A 14,658-nucleotide genomic window follows, 5' to 3' on the forward strand; every position below is an offset into this window, starting at 1 on the left:
CTCAGCCCCGATTCCTCGCCTCCCGAGGTCGGAGGCGCCCCGAGGTGCCGCTCGCGGAGCCCGGAGACGGCCCCGCCACAGCCGCGGACGTCAGGCCGTCGCGAGCCTCTCGACGGTGCGCAGGTTCCGGGTCGTGGTGCTCGAGCGGTAGGCGGAGCGGGCGAGGATCCGCGCGACCGGAGTGTCCGTCGAGGAGCCGCGCGGGCAGCGCCAGTAGAGGACGCCGGCACCCCGGGCGACGAGCTCGACCGCCGGATCCGGCTCGCCGATCGCGCCCTGCGCGGCGTCGAGCGCCTCCTCGTCCGAGCCGAAGACGACGTACGGATGCGCCTCCTCGTCGATCCGCGGGAACGGGTAGGCGGCGAGCACCGCGGCGAGCGCCTCCTGCGTCACGAGCACGATCCAGGCGTCGTAGCCGAACCGCTCGGCGAGCGCCGCCTCGAGCGCGGGCTTCAGCTCGGCGGCCGGGCGGTCGGAGTCGAAGGCCGCATTGCCGCTCGCGAGGACCGTCCGCACCCGGTCCACGCCGATGCCGGCGACCGTCTCGGCGAGCTCGGCGCTGCGGACGGTGCGGCCGTTGACGTTCACTCCGCGGAGGAGGGCGAGGAACCGGGTCATGCGGCCGACGGTAGCGTGACGGCATGGCGCGCGGAAGCGGACGACGACGACCCCGGCGGACCCTCGAGGAGGAGATCCTGCGGGCGAGCGAGCGCGGACCCGGGGCGAGGACGCGGGCGGAGACCGTCCCTCCCTCCGGACGCCGGCTGGTGGCGCCGCCCGCCTCGGGCACCCTGCTCCACCTCGACGTGGACGCGCTGGTGGCGCTCGCCGCGCGGGAGGACCTGCTGATCGCGCTGGAGCGGCGGATCGGCGAGCACGCGGTGGCCGCGACTCCGGTGCTCTCGTGGTGGTCGGCGACTCCGTCGGTCCCGGGCGAGGAGGAGGAGCGCCGGCTCGACGCGCTCGTGCTGCGGACGGTGGAGCTCGGGGCGGGGCCGGCCGAGGACGTGGACTCGCGGCTGCGGGAGCTGGCGCACGAGGGCGATCTGGACGAACTGGGCGCCGCACTGGCGCTGCTCGCGCGGGTCCCGGATCCGCCGGCGGCGTTCCAGGATCCGGACGGGTTCCTGCGCGTGACGGTCCCGGAGTCGCCGTTCGAGCGGCGGCTCGAGGTCCTCGCGGAGGCGCAGGGCCGGGCGGGCGAGCTGCTGGTGCTGCTGCGCGACTGCGCGTTCACCGCGACCCTGCCGCGGCGGCGCTCGGCGATCGCGGCGATGAGCGGGCGGATCCGGGCGGCCGCGGACCCGGGGCGCCTCGACTCCCGGCGGCTGGACGAGCTCGCGGAGGCGGTGGACGCGGCGGTCGAGAAGCGGTGGACCGTGCTCTGACGGCGGTCCGCGTTACGGGCGCGCCCGTCGCGGTGACCGTTCGCGCACCGGTTCAGCCCCCGCGCACCCCGGGTGAATAGGCTGGACGGATGCCTCTCACCGGTCTCGACCTCCGCCGCTTCCCCGCCGCCCTGAACGACGAGGGCGGTCCCGACGCCGCCACCGCCGCGTGGGCCACCGCGATCAACGCGGGCTTCCACGAGAAGGAGTTCACGCCGGAGAAGCTGCGCGACTGGGCCGAGCACATGGTCGCCGACCAGCGCGTGCTCACCGCGGTCGTCGACTCCTCCGCCCCCGAGGGGCTCGACGGCGCGGGCGTGCCGGTCGGCACCTACGCGGCGTTCCCCGGTGCCCTGCAGGTCGGCGGCGGACGCGAGCTGCCGGCGCACCTCGTCTCGCAGGTGACCGTGCGGCCCACGCACCGGCGCCGCGGCATCCTGCGCGCGATGATCACCGAGGACCTGCGCCTGGCGAAGGAGGCCGGCACCCCGGTCGCCGCGCTCACGGCGAGCGAGGCCTCCATCTACCGCCGGTTCGGCTTCGGCCGCTCGGCCTTCACCCGCTCGATCCGCGTCGACACCGGACCGCGCTTCGGCCTGCAGACCGAGCCCGCCGGCCGCGTCGAGGTGGTCGCGACGAGCTGGCTGCAGCCGCGCATCCCCGCGGTGTTCGCCGCGTTCCAGGCGTCGACCCCCGGCTCGCTGACCCGCCAGTCGCGCTACGAGGCGAACTCCGTCGGCACCGCGTCCGGCGAGACCACGCCCGGCCTCGACGTCCGCTCGGCCGTCCACCTCGACGAGGAGGGGACGCTCGACGGCTTCGTGACCTACCGCGCGGTCGGGCCCGAGGACGACAAGACCCTCGAGATCGTCGACCTCGTCGCCCCCGGCGCCGACGCCTACCTCGCGCTCTGGGGCTACCTCGGCGCGGTCGACCTCGCCTCCGCGGTGACCTGGGACATGGCGCCGGTGGACGATCCGCTGACCTGGGCGCTCCGCGACGCGCGCGTGGTGCAGGTGAGCCACGTGGGCGACCTGATCTGGCTGCGGATCCTCGACGTCGCCGCCGCGTTCTCGGCCCGGCCGTGGACCGCTGACGGCTCGGTCGTCGTCGAGGTGGCCGACGGGCTCGGGCTCGCCGACGGCCGCTACCGCCTCACCGCCTCGGGCGGCTCCGCCACCGTGGAGCGCACCGGGGACGAGGCCGAGCTCGCGCTGGACGTGGCCGACCTGGGCTCGCTGCTGCTGGGCTCGGTGCGGCCGTCGATCCTGGCGAAGGCCGGGCTGGCGCGCGTCACGGGCGAGGCGGGGCGGATGGACCGCCTGTTCGCGCCGATCGCGACGCCGTACTGCATCTCGTTCTTCTAAGAGGCACCGCCCTCCCGGCGGCACCGCCCGCTCGGCTGCAGCGCCCGCCCGGAGGCGTCCGGCTCCCGCGCCGCCGCCGTCCCGCGCACCTCAGCTGCCGCGGACTGCCAGCCGCCTCCGGGCGTCCGCGCATCCCGCGTCGGTCATGCTGGAGGACCCGTCCCCGACACCGGCAGGAGTTCCGCGTGGGTGCATCCGTGATCGTCGACGTCATCGTCGTGCTGAGCCTCATCGGCGCGCTCGTCGACGGTCTGCGGCGCGGCCTGCTCCGGACCCTCGGCGGTCTCGCCGGGATCGTCGCGGGCGCGATCGGCGCCTCGTTCGCCGTGCCCGCCGTCTCGTCGTGGACGGCCGGCAGCGAGTGGCGCCTGCTCGCCGTGATCGGCACCGCCGTGCTGCTGCTGGGCGTCGGCTACGCGATCGGAGCGACGCTCGGCGCGGTCATCGGCCGCGGAGCCGACCGGGTGAAGCTCGGCCTGCTCGACCGGCTCGCGGGCGGCGTCGCCGGCGTCGCGATCTCCGGCCTGGTCTGGATCGCCGTCACCTCGGCCGTCTCCCTCCTCGGCGTCCCCCTCGTCACGACCTCGGTCGCCGGCTCGACGGTCATCCGCACGATCGACGACCTCACCCCCTCCCCCGTCCGCGCCTTCCTCGCCCAGCTGCAGTCGACCGTGGTCGACGAGGGCACGTCCTGGGTCGTCGAGGCGCTCGACGCACCGACCCAGGCGCCCGCGATCCCGGACGTCTCGACCGACGACCCGGAGGTCGCCGCCGCCACCCGCTCGGTCGTGCGCGTCTCCGGCACGGCCTGGGCCTGCGACGTCGGAGTGACGGGCAGCGGCTTCGTCGTCTCGGACGACCGCGTGATCACCAACGCGCACGTGGTCGGCGGAGTCTCGCAGCCGGTCGTCGAGGCGCCGGGCGAGGCCCCGCGCACCGGCCGCGTCGTCTACCTGGACCCGGCCGCCGACCTCGCCGTGATCGCCGTCGACGGGCTCGACGCCTCCCCGCTCCCGCTCGACGACGCCGTCGCCGCCGGGGACGACGCGGTGGTCGCGGGCTACCCCTTCGGCGGCCCGCTGACCCTCGGCTCGGCCGAGATCTCCTCCGACGCCACGGTCTCGCTGATGGTCGACGGAGCACCGACCTCACGGGAGGTGCTGACCCTCGCCGCCGTAGTCAACCAGGGCAACTCGGGCGGCCCGCTGCTCTCTCTCGAAGGCACCGTGTCGGGCGTCGTCTTCGGCAAGGCCGCCTCCGTCGACAACGTCGGCTACGCCATCCCGCTCTCGGTCCTCACTCCCGTGGTCGAGCAGGCCGCCTCGCTGACGGACGCCGTCGATCCGGGGGCCTGCCGCTCGAAGTGAGCGGTCACGGCAGCGGTCCGTCGACCAGCACGAGGGTGAGGTCGTCGAGCCGCACCGTCTCGGGCCGCGCCGACTCGAGGTAGGCGGACACGCGCGGATCGACGGGGAAGCGCGCCGACCGCTCGATCGCGATGGCGACGATCCCGGCGGACGACGGATCGGTCGTCACCCGGTCGCCGATGTAGGGCACGTAAACGCCCGAGGACATGCCCTGCGCGAGGACCAGGCCGCCGTCGAGGCCGCGCTCGCGCAGCACGTCGGCCACCCGCGCGATTCCGGTCGGCCGCTCCTGGGCGATCCCCGCCGAGGTGGCGATCGCGATCACGAGGGAGGCGGCCAGCAGCACCGCGCCGGCGCCGCGGGCGAGGGGTGCGGGCAGCACGATCCCGCCGCGCAGCGCCTCCGCCATGCCGACGCCCGCCAGCGCGCAGAGGAGCCACGCCCACGCCGCGTAGTAGTGCGGCAGCGCGACCGAGCTGATCGCCAGGTGGAACACGAGGAGGAGCAGCGTCGCGGCGCCCAGGTAGAGCACCAGCGCGCGGCGCCGTGGAGCGAGCAGGGCCAGCAGGGTCCCGAGGAGCAGCACGGCGAGCGCCGCCGGCCCGATGCCGACGACCATGAACCAGAGGTTCGCCCACCACGGAGGGAAGACGTACGCGGTCCCGGCGACCTCGATCAGGTGGCCGTCGGCGTTGTGCTCGGACTGGAACTCGAGCAGATACCGGACCGCCTCGACCGGGTGCACCGGCAGGTAGGCGAGCACCCCGGTGACGACGAACGCGACGGAGAGGGCGAGGCCGCCCCGCAGAGCCCGGGCCCTGCTCCCCGACCACAGCAGCGGCAGCAGGAGCACGGGCGCGAGGACCGCGGTGGTCAGCTTCGAGGTGACCGACAGCGCCAGCAGCGCACCGGCCAGTGCGATCAGCCAGCCGCTCCGCCTGTCCGGGGAGGCGCGCGACCAGGTCCACGCCGCCGCCATCGCCGCGACGGCGAAGAGCACCATGAACGGCTCCAGGAGCGCGAGGCGGTCGATCCGGGTGCCGGCTCCCACGGCGGTGCGCGGGAGGAGGAGGAACAGGCCGGCCGGGACGAGCGCGAGCGTCGGGCCGAGCTCGCGCCGGAACCAGAGCCAGAGCACCACCCCGGTGAGGAACGCGGCCGCGCCGGCGGCGATCCTGCCCGCGAGCAGCCCCTCGCCGAGCAGCACCTGCGCGAGCCCGATCAGGTACTTCGCCGTCGGCGGATGCTCGAGGTTCGCGCTCACGTCGCCGTGCAGGTAGTCCCACCCCGCGGCGAGGTACACGGGCTCGTCCGACGAGATGTTCGCCGCTCCGAGGTTCCCGAAGCACTGGTAGAGCCCCCACAGCACGGTCCCGATCAGAGCCGCCCGCTTCACCCGCCCGATCCTAGGCGCCGCTGCCCGCACCGCTCCACCGGAGGGCCCGGGCCCCGGCGACCGCGGCGGGTAGGATCGACCCGCATCCCGTCCCCCTCCCCTGGAGCCTCCAGCACATGGCAGACAGCCGCACCGCCGTTCCCGACACCACTGCGAACGCGGAGGCGACGCCCGAGCGGGAGCAGCCCTACGCGGCCCTCGGACTCAAGCCCGACGAGTACGCGAGCATCCGCGAGATCCTCGGCCGCCGCCCCACGAGCGGCGAGCTCGCGATGTACTCGGTGATGTGGAGCGAGCACTGCTCCTACAAGTCGTCGAAGATGTACCTCCGCCAGTTCGGGCAGAAGGTCTCCCCCGCCATGAAGAAGAACCTCATGGTCGGCATGGGCGAGAACGCCGGAGTGGTCGACGTCGGCGAGGGCTGGGCCGTCACCTTCAAGATCGAGAGCCACAACCACCCGAGCTACATCGAGCCCTTCCAGGGTGCGGCGACGGGGGTCGGCGGCATCGTCCGCGACATCATCTCGATGGGCGCCCGGCCGGTCGCGGTCATGGACGCGCTGCGCTTCGGGGCGATCGACGACCCCGACACCGCGCGCGTGGTGCACGGCGTCGTGGCCGGCATCTCCTTCTACGGCAACTGCCTCGGCCTGCCGAACATCGGCGGCGAGACCTACTTCGACTCGGTCTACCAGGGCAACCCGCTCGTCAACGCGCTGGCCGTCGGCGTCCTCCGCCACGAGGACCTGCACCTCGCGAACGCCCGCGGCGTCGGCAACAAGGTCGTGCTGTTCGGGGCGCGCACCGGAGGCGACGGCATCGGCGGCGCGTCGATCCTCGCCTCCGACACCTTCGCCGACGGCGGACCGACCAAGCGCCCCGCGGTGCAGGTCGGCGACCCGTTCGCCGAGAAGGTGCTCATCGAGTGCTGCCTCGAGCTGTTCCGCAAGGACCTCGTCGAGGGCATCCAGGACCTGGGCGCCGCGGGCATCTCGTGCGCCACCTCGGAGCTGGCCTCCAACGGCGACGGCGGCATGTTCATCGAGCTCGACTCGGTGCTGCTGCGCGACCCCTCGCTCACGGCGGAGGAGATCCTCATGTCGGAGTCGCAGGAGCGGATGATGGCCGTCGTCACACCCGAGAAGCTCGACGCGTTCCTCGAGGTCGTCGGCAAGTGGGACGTCGAGACCAGCGTGCTCGGCGAGGTCACCGACTCCGGCCGCCTCATCATCAACTGGCACGGCGAGGAGATCGTCAACGTCGACCCGCGCACCGTCGCGGTCGACGGCCCGGTCTACGAGCGCCCGATCGAGTACCCCTCCTGGCTCGACGCGCTGCAGGCCGACTCCTCCTCCCGCCTGCCCCGCTCGACCGGCGGCGACGCGCTGCGCGCCGAGACCCTGGCGCTGCTGGGCTCGGCGAACCTCGCCGACAAGAGCTGGATCACCTCGCAGTACGACCGCTACGTGCTCGGCAACACCGCGCTCAGCTACCCCGACGACGGCGGCATGGTCCGCGTCGACGAGGAGTCGGGCCTCGGCTTCGCGGTCGCGACCGACGCGAACGGGCGCTGGTGCCAGCTCGACCCGGCGCAGGGCGCCCGCCTGGCGCTGGCCGAGGCGTTCCGCAACGTCGCCGTCACCGGAGCGACCCCGGTCGCCGTCTCGGACTGCCTCAACTTCGGCAGCCCTGAGAACCCCGAGGTGATGTGGCAGTTCCGCGAGGCCGTGGGCGCGCTCGCCGACGCCTGCCTCGAGCTCGAGATCCCCGTCACCGGCGGCAACGTCTCGTTCTACAACCAGACCGGCGACGTGCCGATCTTCCCGACCCCCGTCGTCGGCGTCCTCGGCGTGATCGACGACGTCGCGCGCCGCATCCCCTCCGGCTGGCAGGACGAGGGCGACAACCTCTACCTCCTCGGCACCACCCGCGACGAGCTCGACGGCTCCGCGTGGGCCGGCACGATCCACGACCACCTCGGCGGGCTGCCCCCGCAGCTGGACCTGGGCGCCGAGCGCGCGCTGGCCGAGCTGATCTCGGCGGGCGCGAAGGAGTCGCTCATCGCCTCCGCCCACGACCTCGCCGACGGCGGGCTCGTGGTGGCGCTGGCCGAGTCGGCGCTGCGCTTCGGCGTCGGGGCGCGCATCTGGCTCGACGAGCTGATGGAGCGCGACGGCGTCGACGCGACGGCCGCGCTGTTCTCGGAGTCGACCGGCCGCGTGCTCGTGTCGGTGCCGCGCGAGGACGACGTGAAGTTCCGCGGGCTCTGCGAGGGCCGGGGCTACCCGGTGCTGCGCATCGGCGTGACCGACGCGGCGACCCCCGCGGTCGAGGTGCAGGGCCTCTTCACGCTACCGCTGGACGAGCTCCGCTCGGTGAACGGCGCCGTGCTGCCGCGCCACTTCGGCTGAGCCTCCGGGCGATCCGAGTCCGCAGGAGTCGCGGTGGTCGAGCTGGACCACCGCGACTCCTGCGGTACCGGCTCCGCTTCGGAGTTCCGTGATTACGGAATGTTTGCAATAGTGGAGCATGACCTCCTCCCGAGACCTCGCCGGCGAGGTCGACGAGCTCCGAGCGCGGCTGGACCGCCTCGAGCGCGCCGACACCCCCGCCGCGCCCGCCGCCGACGATCCGCTCTGGGCCCTGACCGCTCTCCGCGAGCGCCTGCCCTCTCCCGGCGGAGTCGTCTTCGCCGGCTCGGTCGCCACTCCGGCCGGCCCCGTCGAGTGGCAGTACGGCCTCAGCACCGACGCGTTCTTCGAGCGCGACTGGGGAGCGAGCCCCGGGCCGACCGCGCTCGCCGCGCTGGGCAGCCCCGTGCGTCTGCGGTTCCTGCAGGCGGTGGCCGGCGGAGTCGAGACCGTCGCGCAGCTCGCCGAGAGCGAGGGCGCGGGCACCACCGGGCAGATCTACCACCACGTCAACCAGCTGGTCGCCGCCGGCTGGCTGGAGGCGCGCGGCCGCGGTCGCTACGGCGTCCCGCCGGAGCGCCTCGTCCCCCTGCTCGTGATCCTGCTCGCCTCCGGAGGACCCCGATGACCCGCCGCCGCCTCGCTCTCGCCGCCGCCTCCGCCGCGGCCGTCGTCCTGCTCGGCGGAGTGCTGCTCCGTCCCTCCGCTCCCACCCTCTCGACCGAGGCGACGGGCGACGCCGAGATCGCCGGGTGGCTCCGGACCGACGTCGGGGACGGGGCGCGGAACCACCTCGTCGCCGCCGTGATCACGCCCGACGGCGTGCGCTACGGCGGACTCGGAGCCGACGAGCGGACCGAGGTCGAGATCGGATCGGTCACGAAGACGATGACCGCGCTCCTCCTCGCCCGGAGCGCCGCCGAGGGGACGGTCGGGCTCGAGGACCCCGCCGCCGAGCACGCCGACGTCGGCGGCTTCACCGGGACGCTCGAGGAGCTGGCGACCCACCGCTCCGGCCTGCCGCGCCTCCCCACCGGTGTCGGCGACCTCGCCTCGACGCTCGTCGCCCAGCTGCGCGGCACGGACCCCTACGCGGGCTGGTCGGCCGACGACGTCCTCCGGCAGGCCGCAGAGGCGGACCAGGGCGAGCACGTGCACGCCTACTCGAACCTCGGTGCGGCGGTGCTGGGCCAGACGCTCGCCCGCGCCGAGGGCCGCGACTACGCCGACCTCCTCCGCGAGCGCGTCCTCGATCCGCTCGGGATGACCGCGACCTCCGTCCCGGAGACCGCGGACGCCCTCCCCGCCGACGCGCCGACCGGCTTCTCGGCGAGCGGGCGGTCCGTCGATGCGTGGACGATGGCGGGCTACGCGCCGGCGGGCGGCGTCCGCTCCACGGCGGCGGACATGGCCCGCTACGCACAGGCCCTCCTCACCGACGACCCCGCGCTGGGGGTGTCCGCGGCGAGCGTCCTGGATCCCCGGTTCGACGCCGACGGGGCGCGGATCGGCCTCGGCTGGTTCACCTCGGAGTCGGAGGACGGCGGATCCGTCACCTGGCACAACGGAGGGACCTCCGGCTACTCGACGATGCTCGCGATGGACCGGGAGCGCGGCCTAGCCGTGTTCGTCAACGGGGACACGGCGAGCTCGGTCGACGAGCTCGGTCTGCGCCTGCTGCAGCGCGCCGGGGAGGAGTCGTGATGATCGCCTCGATCCTCGTCCTGCTCGTCGTCGCGTTCACCGTCGGCCGCTTCGCCATGGGGAGCATCCCCCGGCGCCGGGCGGCCGGGTTCCTCGACCGCGACCGCGTCCGGACGCTCGCCCGCGGCGTCGAGGCCGGCGCCGTGCTGCTGCTCGGGCGGGCGCTCGTCGACTGGTCGGCGCTGACGCTGCTCCCCTGGGCCGTGCTGGTGGCTCTCACCGCGGCCGGGGCGGCCGGCGCCGTGCTGCGCTGGGACGGGCTGCCGTGGTTCGAGGACCCGGCGCGCCGCCGCTCGCGGACGACCGGGCTCGCGGCGACCGTCGCCGTGTCGGCGGTCCTGATCGGCGTCCTGGGCTGAGCGCCGCGCACGTGCCGTCGGATCCGCGCCTTCCGCGGTGGTCGCGTGCTGCTGCGAGGCGGGAGGAGTGGCGGCGGGCGCGGGCGGGAGCGGCGTCAGCCGGTCTGCGCGGGGAGGTCGTCGGGCTCGGCGTTGTCGAGGACGCGGCCGTTCTGGTCGCCGACGCTCAGGACGGTCGTCGGGCGGAGGTTGAGTGTGTCGCCGCCGTAGAGGCTGTCGATGTCGACGCCGTCGCGGCGCACCGAGTTCAGCGCGGAGAGGTAGTCGGAGCTGATGCAGAACCGGTCCGCGATCCGCTCGCTGATGTCGCCCGCTGCCACCAGGTAGGAGGCCGGGGCGCCGTCGGAGGCGGTGCTCGCCGTCCCGGTCGCGCCGGGGCGGGTGCCGCGGTCGCGCACGCGCTCGAGGTCGACGCCGTCGAGCGTCCCCTCGTCGAGTGCCTGGACGACGCACTCGCCCGAGACGTCCTCGACGGGTGCGGGAGTGGTCGCGACGCTCGGCACCGGCCGCGGCGTGGACTCGGCTCCGGCGGCGGGCGGTGCGGTCGAGGCGGTCGAGGCGGTCGGCTCGGCGGGTGCGGCGGCGGGGCTCGTCGCCTCCGCCGTGCAGCCGGCGAGCAGGACCACGGCGGAGAGGGCGATCACGAGGCGCTGCGTCGTCCGGACCATTCCGCGACTCTAACCCGGCACCCGGGCGGCCGGGCGCCACCGCGCCCAGCGGGCTGCGGGCGATCCGGTCGAGGCCGCTGGACCCGGCCGACGCGCAGGCCCGACCGAGGCGGGGCTCGGGCGGCCCCTGGACGGCGCGCCCCCGATTGACCTCCCCCGTCGATCGCACCCATGCCGAGCACCTGTTGGACACGCGGCCCGAACCGGAGTCGACTGGGACCATGCAGTACACGCACCTCGGTCGCACCGGCCTGTCCGTCTCCCGCACCGTCCTCGGCACCATGAACTTCGGCATGCAGACCGAGGAGTCCGACTCGTTCGCGATCATGGACCGCGCGCACGAGCTCGGCGTCAACTTCTTCGACACCGCCAACGTGTACGGAGGCGAGGCCGGCCGCGGCGCCACCGAGGAGATCGTGGGCCGCTGGTTCGCGCAAGGCGGCGAGCGCCGCGAGCGCACCGTCCTCGCGACCAAGGTCTTCGGCGACATGGGCGAGTTCGCCGCTCCCGGAGCCGAGCGCGGCCGCGACTCCTGGCCCAACGGCGGCCGCCTCTCGGCGCTCACCCTGCGCCGCGCGCTCGACGAGAGCCTCCGCCGCCTGCAGACGGACCACATCGACCTCTACCAGTTCCACCACGTCGACCGGACGACGCCCTGGGACGAGATCTGGCAGGCGATGGAGGTCGCCGTCCAGCAGGGCAAGGTCCTCTACGTCGGCTCCAGCAACTTCGCCGGCTGGCACCTCGCCCAGGCGCAGGAGGCGGCGCGCGCCCGCCACTTCACCGGCCTCGCCTCCGAGCAGTCGATCTACAACCTGCTCGTCCGCGACGTCGAGCGCGAGGTCCTGCCCGCCGCGCTGCACTACGGGCTCGGCGTCATCCCCTGGTCGCCGCTGCAGGGCGGGCTGCTGGGCGGCGTGCTCGAGAAGACCGCGGAGGGCGGGCGCCGCTCCTCCGAGCGCACCCTCGCCGCGATCGAGGAGCACCGTCCCGCGCTCGAGCAGTGGGAGGCGTTCGCCCGCGAGCGCGGCGAGGCGCCCGGCGAGCTGGCGCTGGCGTGGCTCCTCCACCAGCCCGCCGTCACCGGTCCGATCACCGGGCCGCGGACGCTCGAGCAGCTCGAGAGCGCCGTCGCCGCCGTCGACATCACCCTCGACCCCGAGGCCCTCGCGCGCCTCGACGAGATCTTCCCCGGCCACCGGACAGCCCCCGAGGACTACGCCTGGTGACCATCCACCCCACTGCGAAGGAGCATTCATGAAGCAGCGCACTCTCGGCGACCTCCAGGTCGGCGCGATCGGACTCGGCGGCATGCCGATGTCGATCGAGGGCCGCCCGGACCGCGAGCGCTCGATCGCCACGATCCACGCCGCCCTCGACGCCGGCGTGACCCTGATCGACACGGCCGACGCCTACCACCTCGCCACCCAGGACGACCTCGGTCACAACGAGCTGCTGATCGCGGAGGCGCTGCGCAGCTACGGCGGCGACACCTCCGCCGTGCTCGTCGCCACCAAGGGCGGCCACCTGCGGCGCGAGCCCGGCCCCTGGGACCAGGACGGCCGCCCCGAGTACCTCAAGGAGGCGGCCCGCGCGTCCGCGAAGCGCCTCGGCGTCGACGCGATCGGCCTCTACCAGTACCACCGGCCCGACCCGGCGGTCCCCTACGCCGACTCGATCGGAGCGCTGGCCGAGCTGCTCGACGAGGGCGTCGTCCTCCGCGCGGGCATCTCTAACGCCGACCCTGACCAGATCCGCGAGGCGCACGGCATCCTCGGCGAGCGCCTGGTCTCGGTGCAGAACCAGTTCTCGCCGTCGTTCCGCTCCAGCGAGCCGGAGCTCGAGCTCTGCGCCGAGCTCGGACTGGCGTTCCTGCCGTGGAGCCCGCTCGGCGGCATCTCCTCGGCGGGCGAGCTCGGCTCGCGCTACTCCGCGTTCGCGGCGGTCGCCGAGGCCCGCGGCGTGACGCCGCAGGTCGTCTGCCTCGCCTGGGAGCTGGCGAAGGCCCCGGTCGTGCTGCCGATCCCGGGCGCCTCCCGCCCCGAGAGCATCCGCGACTCCGCCACGGCGGCCGACCTGGAGCTCACGCCCGAGGAGCTGGCCTCGCTCGACTGAGCCCGTTCAGGACGGAGGAGGGATCCGGTCGAGGCACCGGTCCGACGCGGATCGCGGGATCTCGGCGCTGGTCCCTCCTCCGTTGCGAGCGCGTTCCGACTCAGACCGCGTCCTGCAGCGGCTGCGGGAGGGCCGAGACGAACGCGCGGGCCGCGGCGCTCGGACGTTCCGGCACCGCCACCATCGTCCGCCACACCAGGAGCGGATCGGCGAGCGCCACCGCCCGCAGCCCGGCCGGGCGCTTCTCGGCGAAGTGCGCCGGCACGACCGCGATCCCCATGCCGTACTCGACCAGGTCGAGCAGCGTGTGCACGTCGTTCACCTCGAGCTCGACCTCGAACGCGAGGCCGTGCGCCGCGAACGCCCGCGCCGCGAGGTGACTCGCCGCCCAGTGCTCCTGCAGCCCCACGATCGTCTCGCCCGCCAGGTCCGGGATGCGGCAGCCGACGCGGCTCGCGAGCGGGTGACCCGGGCGCACGAGCACCGCGAAGCCCTCGCTCGCCAGCGGCATCGTCCGCACGCCGCCCGGCACGGCTCCGATGTCGGCGACCAGCGCCAGGTCGAGGCGGCCGGCGGCGACGGAGTCGAGCAGCGTGCCGGACCCCTCGTGGATCAGCCGGAGCGCGACTCCCGGGTGCTGCTCGCGGAAGGTCGCGAGCTCACGCGGCAGGTGCACGCCGCCGAGGCACTCCTCCGTGCCGACCGCGAGGCTCCCGCGGAGCACCCCCTGCACGGCGAGAACCGCGTCGCGGGCGGCGAGCGCGCTGGCGACCGATCGCTCCGACTCCGCGAGCATCGCCCGACCGGCCGGCGTCAGCTCGACCCGGCGCGTGCTGCGGGTGAAGAGGGGGCTGCCCAGCTCGCTCTCGAGCGCGCGGATCGACGCCGAGAGGCCCGACTGCGAGATCTGCAGGGCGCTCGCGGCGCGGGTGAAGTGCTGCTCCTTCGCGACGGCGAGGAAGTGTTCGAGCTGACGCAGTTCCATGGGTCCATCCTCGTCGCGCAGGCGGAGGAGCGGGGACCGGACCCGGCACTCCCCAGCGGCCGCTCGGCCGCCGGGTGCGGAGCCGGCCGGCGCATACGGCGGCGGCGGCCGCGAGAGCCGGCCCGGCTCAGGCGTCGGCGGACGAGATCGCGAGGACGATCGCCGTCAGCGTCGCCCGGAGGCGCTCGAGCGACTCGGGCTCCGACTCGTCCTCGAGGATCGACTGCTTCACCGCGTCGTCGTAGCCCGCCACCAGCAGGCGCACGGCGGTCGTCGGCTCGAGGGAGAACTCGCGGCGCACCTGGCGCAGCGCCCCGTGCACGATCTGCACGAGCGAGGCGTCGAAGCCGGCGCGGAAGTCGCGGTACTGCGGAGCGATCCGCGGGTCGCGCAGCGCGAGCAGCTCGAACTCCGACTCGACCACGCACCAGCGGCGGTTGTCGGTGGCAGGACCCTGGAGGAAGTCGAGGATCACCACGGCCAGCGTCTCGGCCGTCAGCGGCTCGTCGGCCGAGACGACGCGCGGGATCGTACGGTCCATCTGCTCGACGAGGGCGGTCACCCGGGCGCCGTTCTCCCGCTCCATGAGCGCGAAGAACAGCTCCTCCTTGGTGGAGAAGTTGGAGTAGAAGGCGCCGCGCGAGAACCCGGCGCGCTCGCAGATCTGCTCGACGGACGCACTGTGCACGCCGGTCTCGGCGAAGACGTCGTAGGCCGCGTCGAGCAGGCGCTCGCGGGTGCGGCCTCGGCGGGAGGTCTCGGGAGGGGTGGAGTCGATCGCCGTCATCACCAGCCTCCTGCCCGCCCTGTCAACACCTTCGACGCCGTTCACCTTATCCGATACATTCACGTATCGAATACGGTCCTGTATCGGATACGCTCGTGTATCGGAGCCCGG

General features: G+C 74.3%; 14 protein-coding genes. 9 read left to right on the plus strand and 5 right to left on the minus strand.

The genetic code is table 11. The features are described from left to right. Nucleotides 1-90 precede the first annotated feature (90 nt). Nucleotides 91-618: a DUF1697 domain-containing protein gene (locus tag C5C63_RS13025; protein WP_104292726.1), complete on the minus strand. Its 528-nt coding sequence runs from the start codon at nt 616-618 to the stop codon at nt 91-93. Nucleotides 619-641: 23 nt separating this feature from the next. Here C5C63_RS13025 and C5C63_RS13030 point away from each other — a divergent pair, with 23 nt between their 5' ends. The 3 genes from C5C63_RS13030 (at nt 642) to C5C63_RS13040 (ending at nt 4,122) form a co-directional block, all read left to right on the plus strand. Further along, complete coding sequence (locus tag C5C63_RS13030) at nt 642-1,388, plus strand: DUF2254 family protein (RefSeq protein WP_104234260.1); 747 nt, start codon at nt 642-644, stop codon at nt 1,386-1,388. A gap of 89 nt (nt 1,389-1,477) precedes the next feature. Next, nucleotides 1,478-2,755: a GNAT family N-acetyltransferase gene (locus C5C63_RS13035; protein ID WP_104222746.1), complete on the plus strand. Its 1,278-nt coding sequence runs from the start codon at nt 1,478-1,480 to the stop codon at nt 2,753-2,755. Between the two features lie 185 nt (nt 2,756-2,940). After that, entirely contained in the window at nt 2,941-4,122 is a 1,182-nt protein-coding gene (locus C5C63_RS13040; protein ID WP_244230541.1) for a MarP family serine protease, read from the plus strand. 4 nt (nt 4,123-4,126) lie between these two features. Here C5C63_RS13040 and C5C63_RS13045 read toward each other — a convergent pair whose 3' ends face one another. After that, nucleotides 4,127-5,518, minus strand: coding sequence for a glycosyltransferase family 39 protein (locus tag C5C63_RS13045; RefSeq protein ID WP_181110619.1), 1,392 nt, complete (start codon nt 5,516-5,518; stop codon nt 4,127-4,129). A 116-nt stretch (nt 5,519-5,634) separates the two neighbouring features. On the opposite strand from C5C63_RS13045, the gene purL reads away from it, so the two are divergent. From purL to C5C63_RS13065, 4 genes are all read left to right on the plus strand, one after another. Next, entirely contained in the window at nt 5,635-7,929 is a 2,295-nt protein-coding gene (gene purL / locus C5C63_RS13050; protein ID WP_104222748.1) for a phosphoribosylformylglycinamidine synthase subunit PurL, read from the plus strand. Between the two features lie 118 nt (nt 7,930-8,047). Beyond that, entirely contained in the window at nt 8,048-8,557 is a 510-nt protein-coding gene (locus tag C5C63_RS13055; RefSeq protein WP_104222749.1) for a helix-turn-helix transcriptional regulator, read from the plus strand. Further along, entirely contained in the window at nt 8,554-9,633 is a 1,080-nt protein-coding gene (locus C5C63_RS13060) for a serine hydrolase (protein WP_104326201.1), read from the plus strand. Before C5C63_RS13055 ends, C5C63_RS13060 begins: the two co-directional genes overlap by 4 nt. Continuing rightward, a complete protein-coding gene (locus C5C63_RS13065) occupies nt 9,633-9,992 on the plus strand; it encodes a hypothetical protein (protein ID WP_104326202.1) in 360 nt (119 codons plus the stop codon). The genes C5C63_RS13060 and C5C63_RS13065 overlap by 1 nt, the downstream gene beginning before the upstream one ends. Nucleotides 9,993-10,087: 95 nt before the next feature. Here the strand turns inward: C5C63_RS13065 and C5C63_RS13070 are convergent, their stop codons facing one another. After that, the gene (locus tag C5C63_RS13070) at nt 10,088-10,660 is read right to left on the minus strand and encodes a hypothetical protein (RefSeq protein ID WP_104326203.1); all 573 of its coding nucleotides are present in this window, start codon (nt 10,658-10,660) and stop codon (nt 10,088-10,090) included. 221 nt (nt 10,661-10,881) lie between these two features. Here C5C63_RS13070 and C5C63_RS13075 point away from each other — a divergent pair, with 221 nt between their 5' ends. Beyond that, nucleotides 10,882-11,889, plus strand: a complete 1,008-nt coding sequence (locus C5C63_RS13075) for an aldo/keto reductase (RefSeq protein ID WP_104255984.1) — start codon at nt 10,882-10,884, stop codon at nt 11,887-11,889. A 28-nt stretch (nt 11,890-11,917) separates the two neighbouring features. After that, complete coding sequence (locus C5C63_RS13080) at nt 11,918-12,775, plus strand: aldo/keto reductase (RefSeq protein ID WP_104239446.1); 858 nt, start codon at nt 11,918-11,920, stop codon at nt 12,773-12,775. A 100-nt stretch (nt 12,776-12,875) separates the two neighbouring features. Here C5C63_RS13080 and C5C63_RS13085 read toward each other — a convergent pair whose 3' ends face one another. Both C5C63_RS13085 and C5C63_RS13090 read right to left on the minus strand, forming a co-directional pair. Next, on the minus strand, nt 12,876-13,760 hold the full coding sequence (locus C5C63_RS13085) for a LysR family transcriptional regulator (protein ID WP_104222755.1): 885 nt from the start codon (nt 13,758-13,760) through the stop codon (nt 12,876-12,878). 127 nt (nt 13,761-13,887) lie between these two features. Then, a complete protein-coding gene (locus C5C63_RS13090; RefSeq protein ID WP_104225692.1) occupies nt 13,888-14,547 on the minus strand; it encodes a TetR/AcrR family transcriptional regulator in 660 nt (219 codons plus the stop codon). Between the last annotated feature and the right edge of the window lie 111 nt (nt 14,548-14,658).

Source organism: Rathayibacter sp. AY1B8 (genome assembly GCF_002932775.1).
In the GTDB taxonomy this organism is placed as follows: Bacteria; Actinomycetota; Actinomycetes; order Actinomycetales; family Microbacteriaceae; genus Rathayibacter.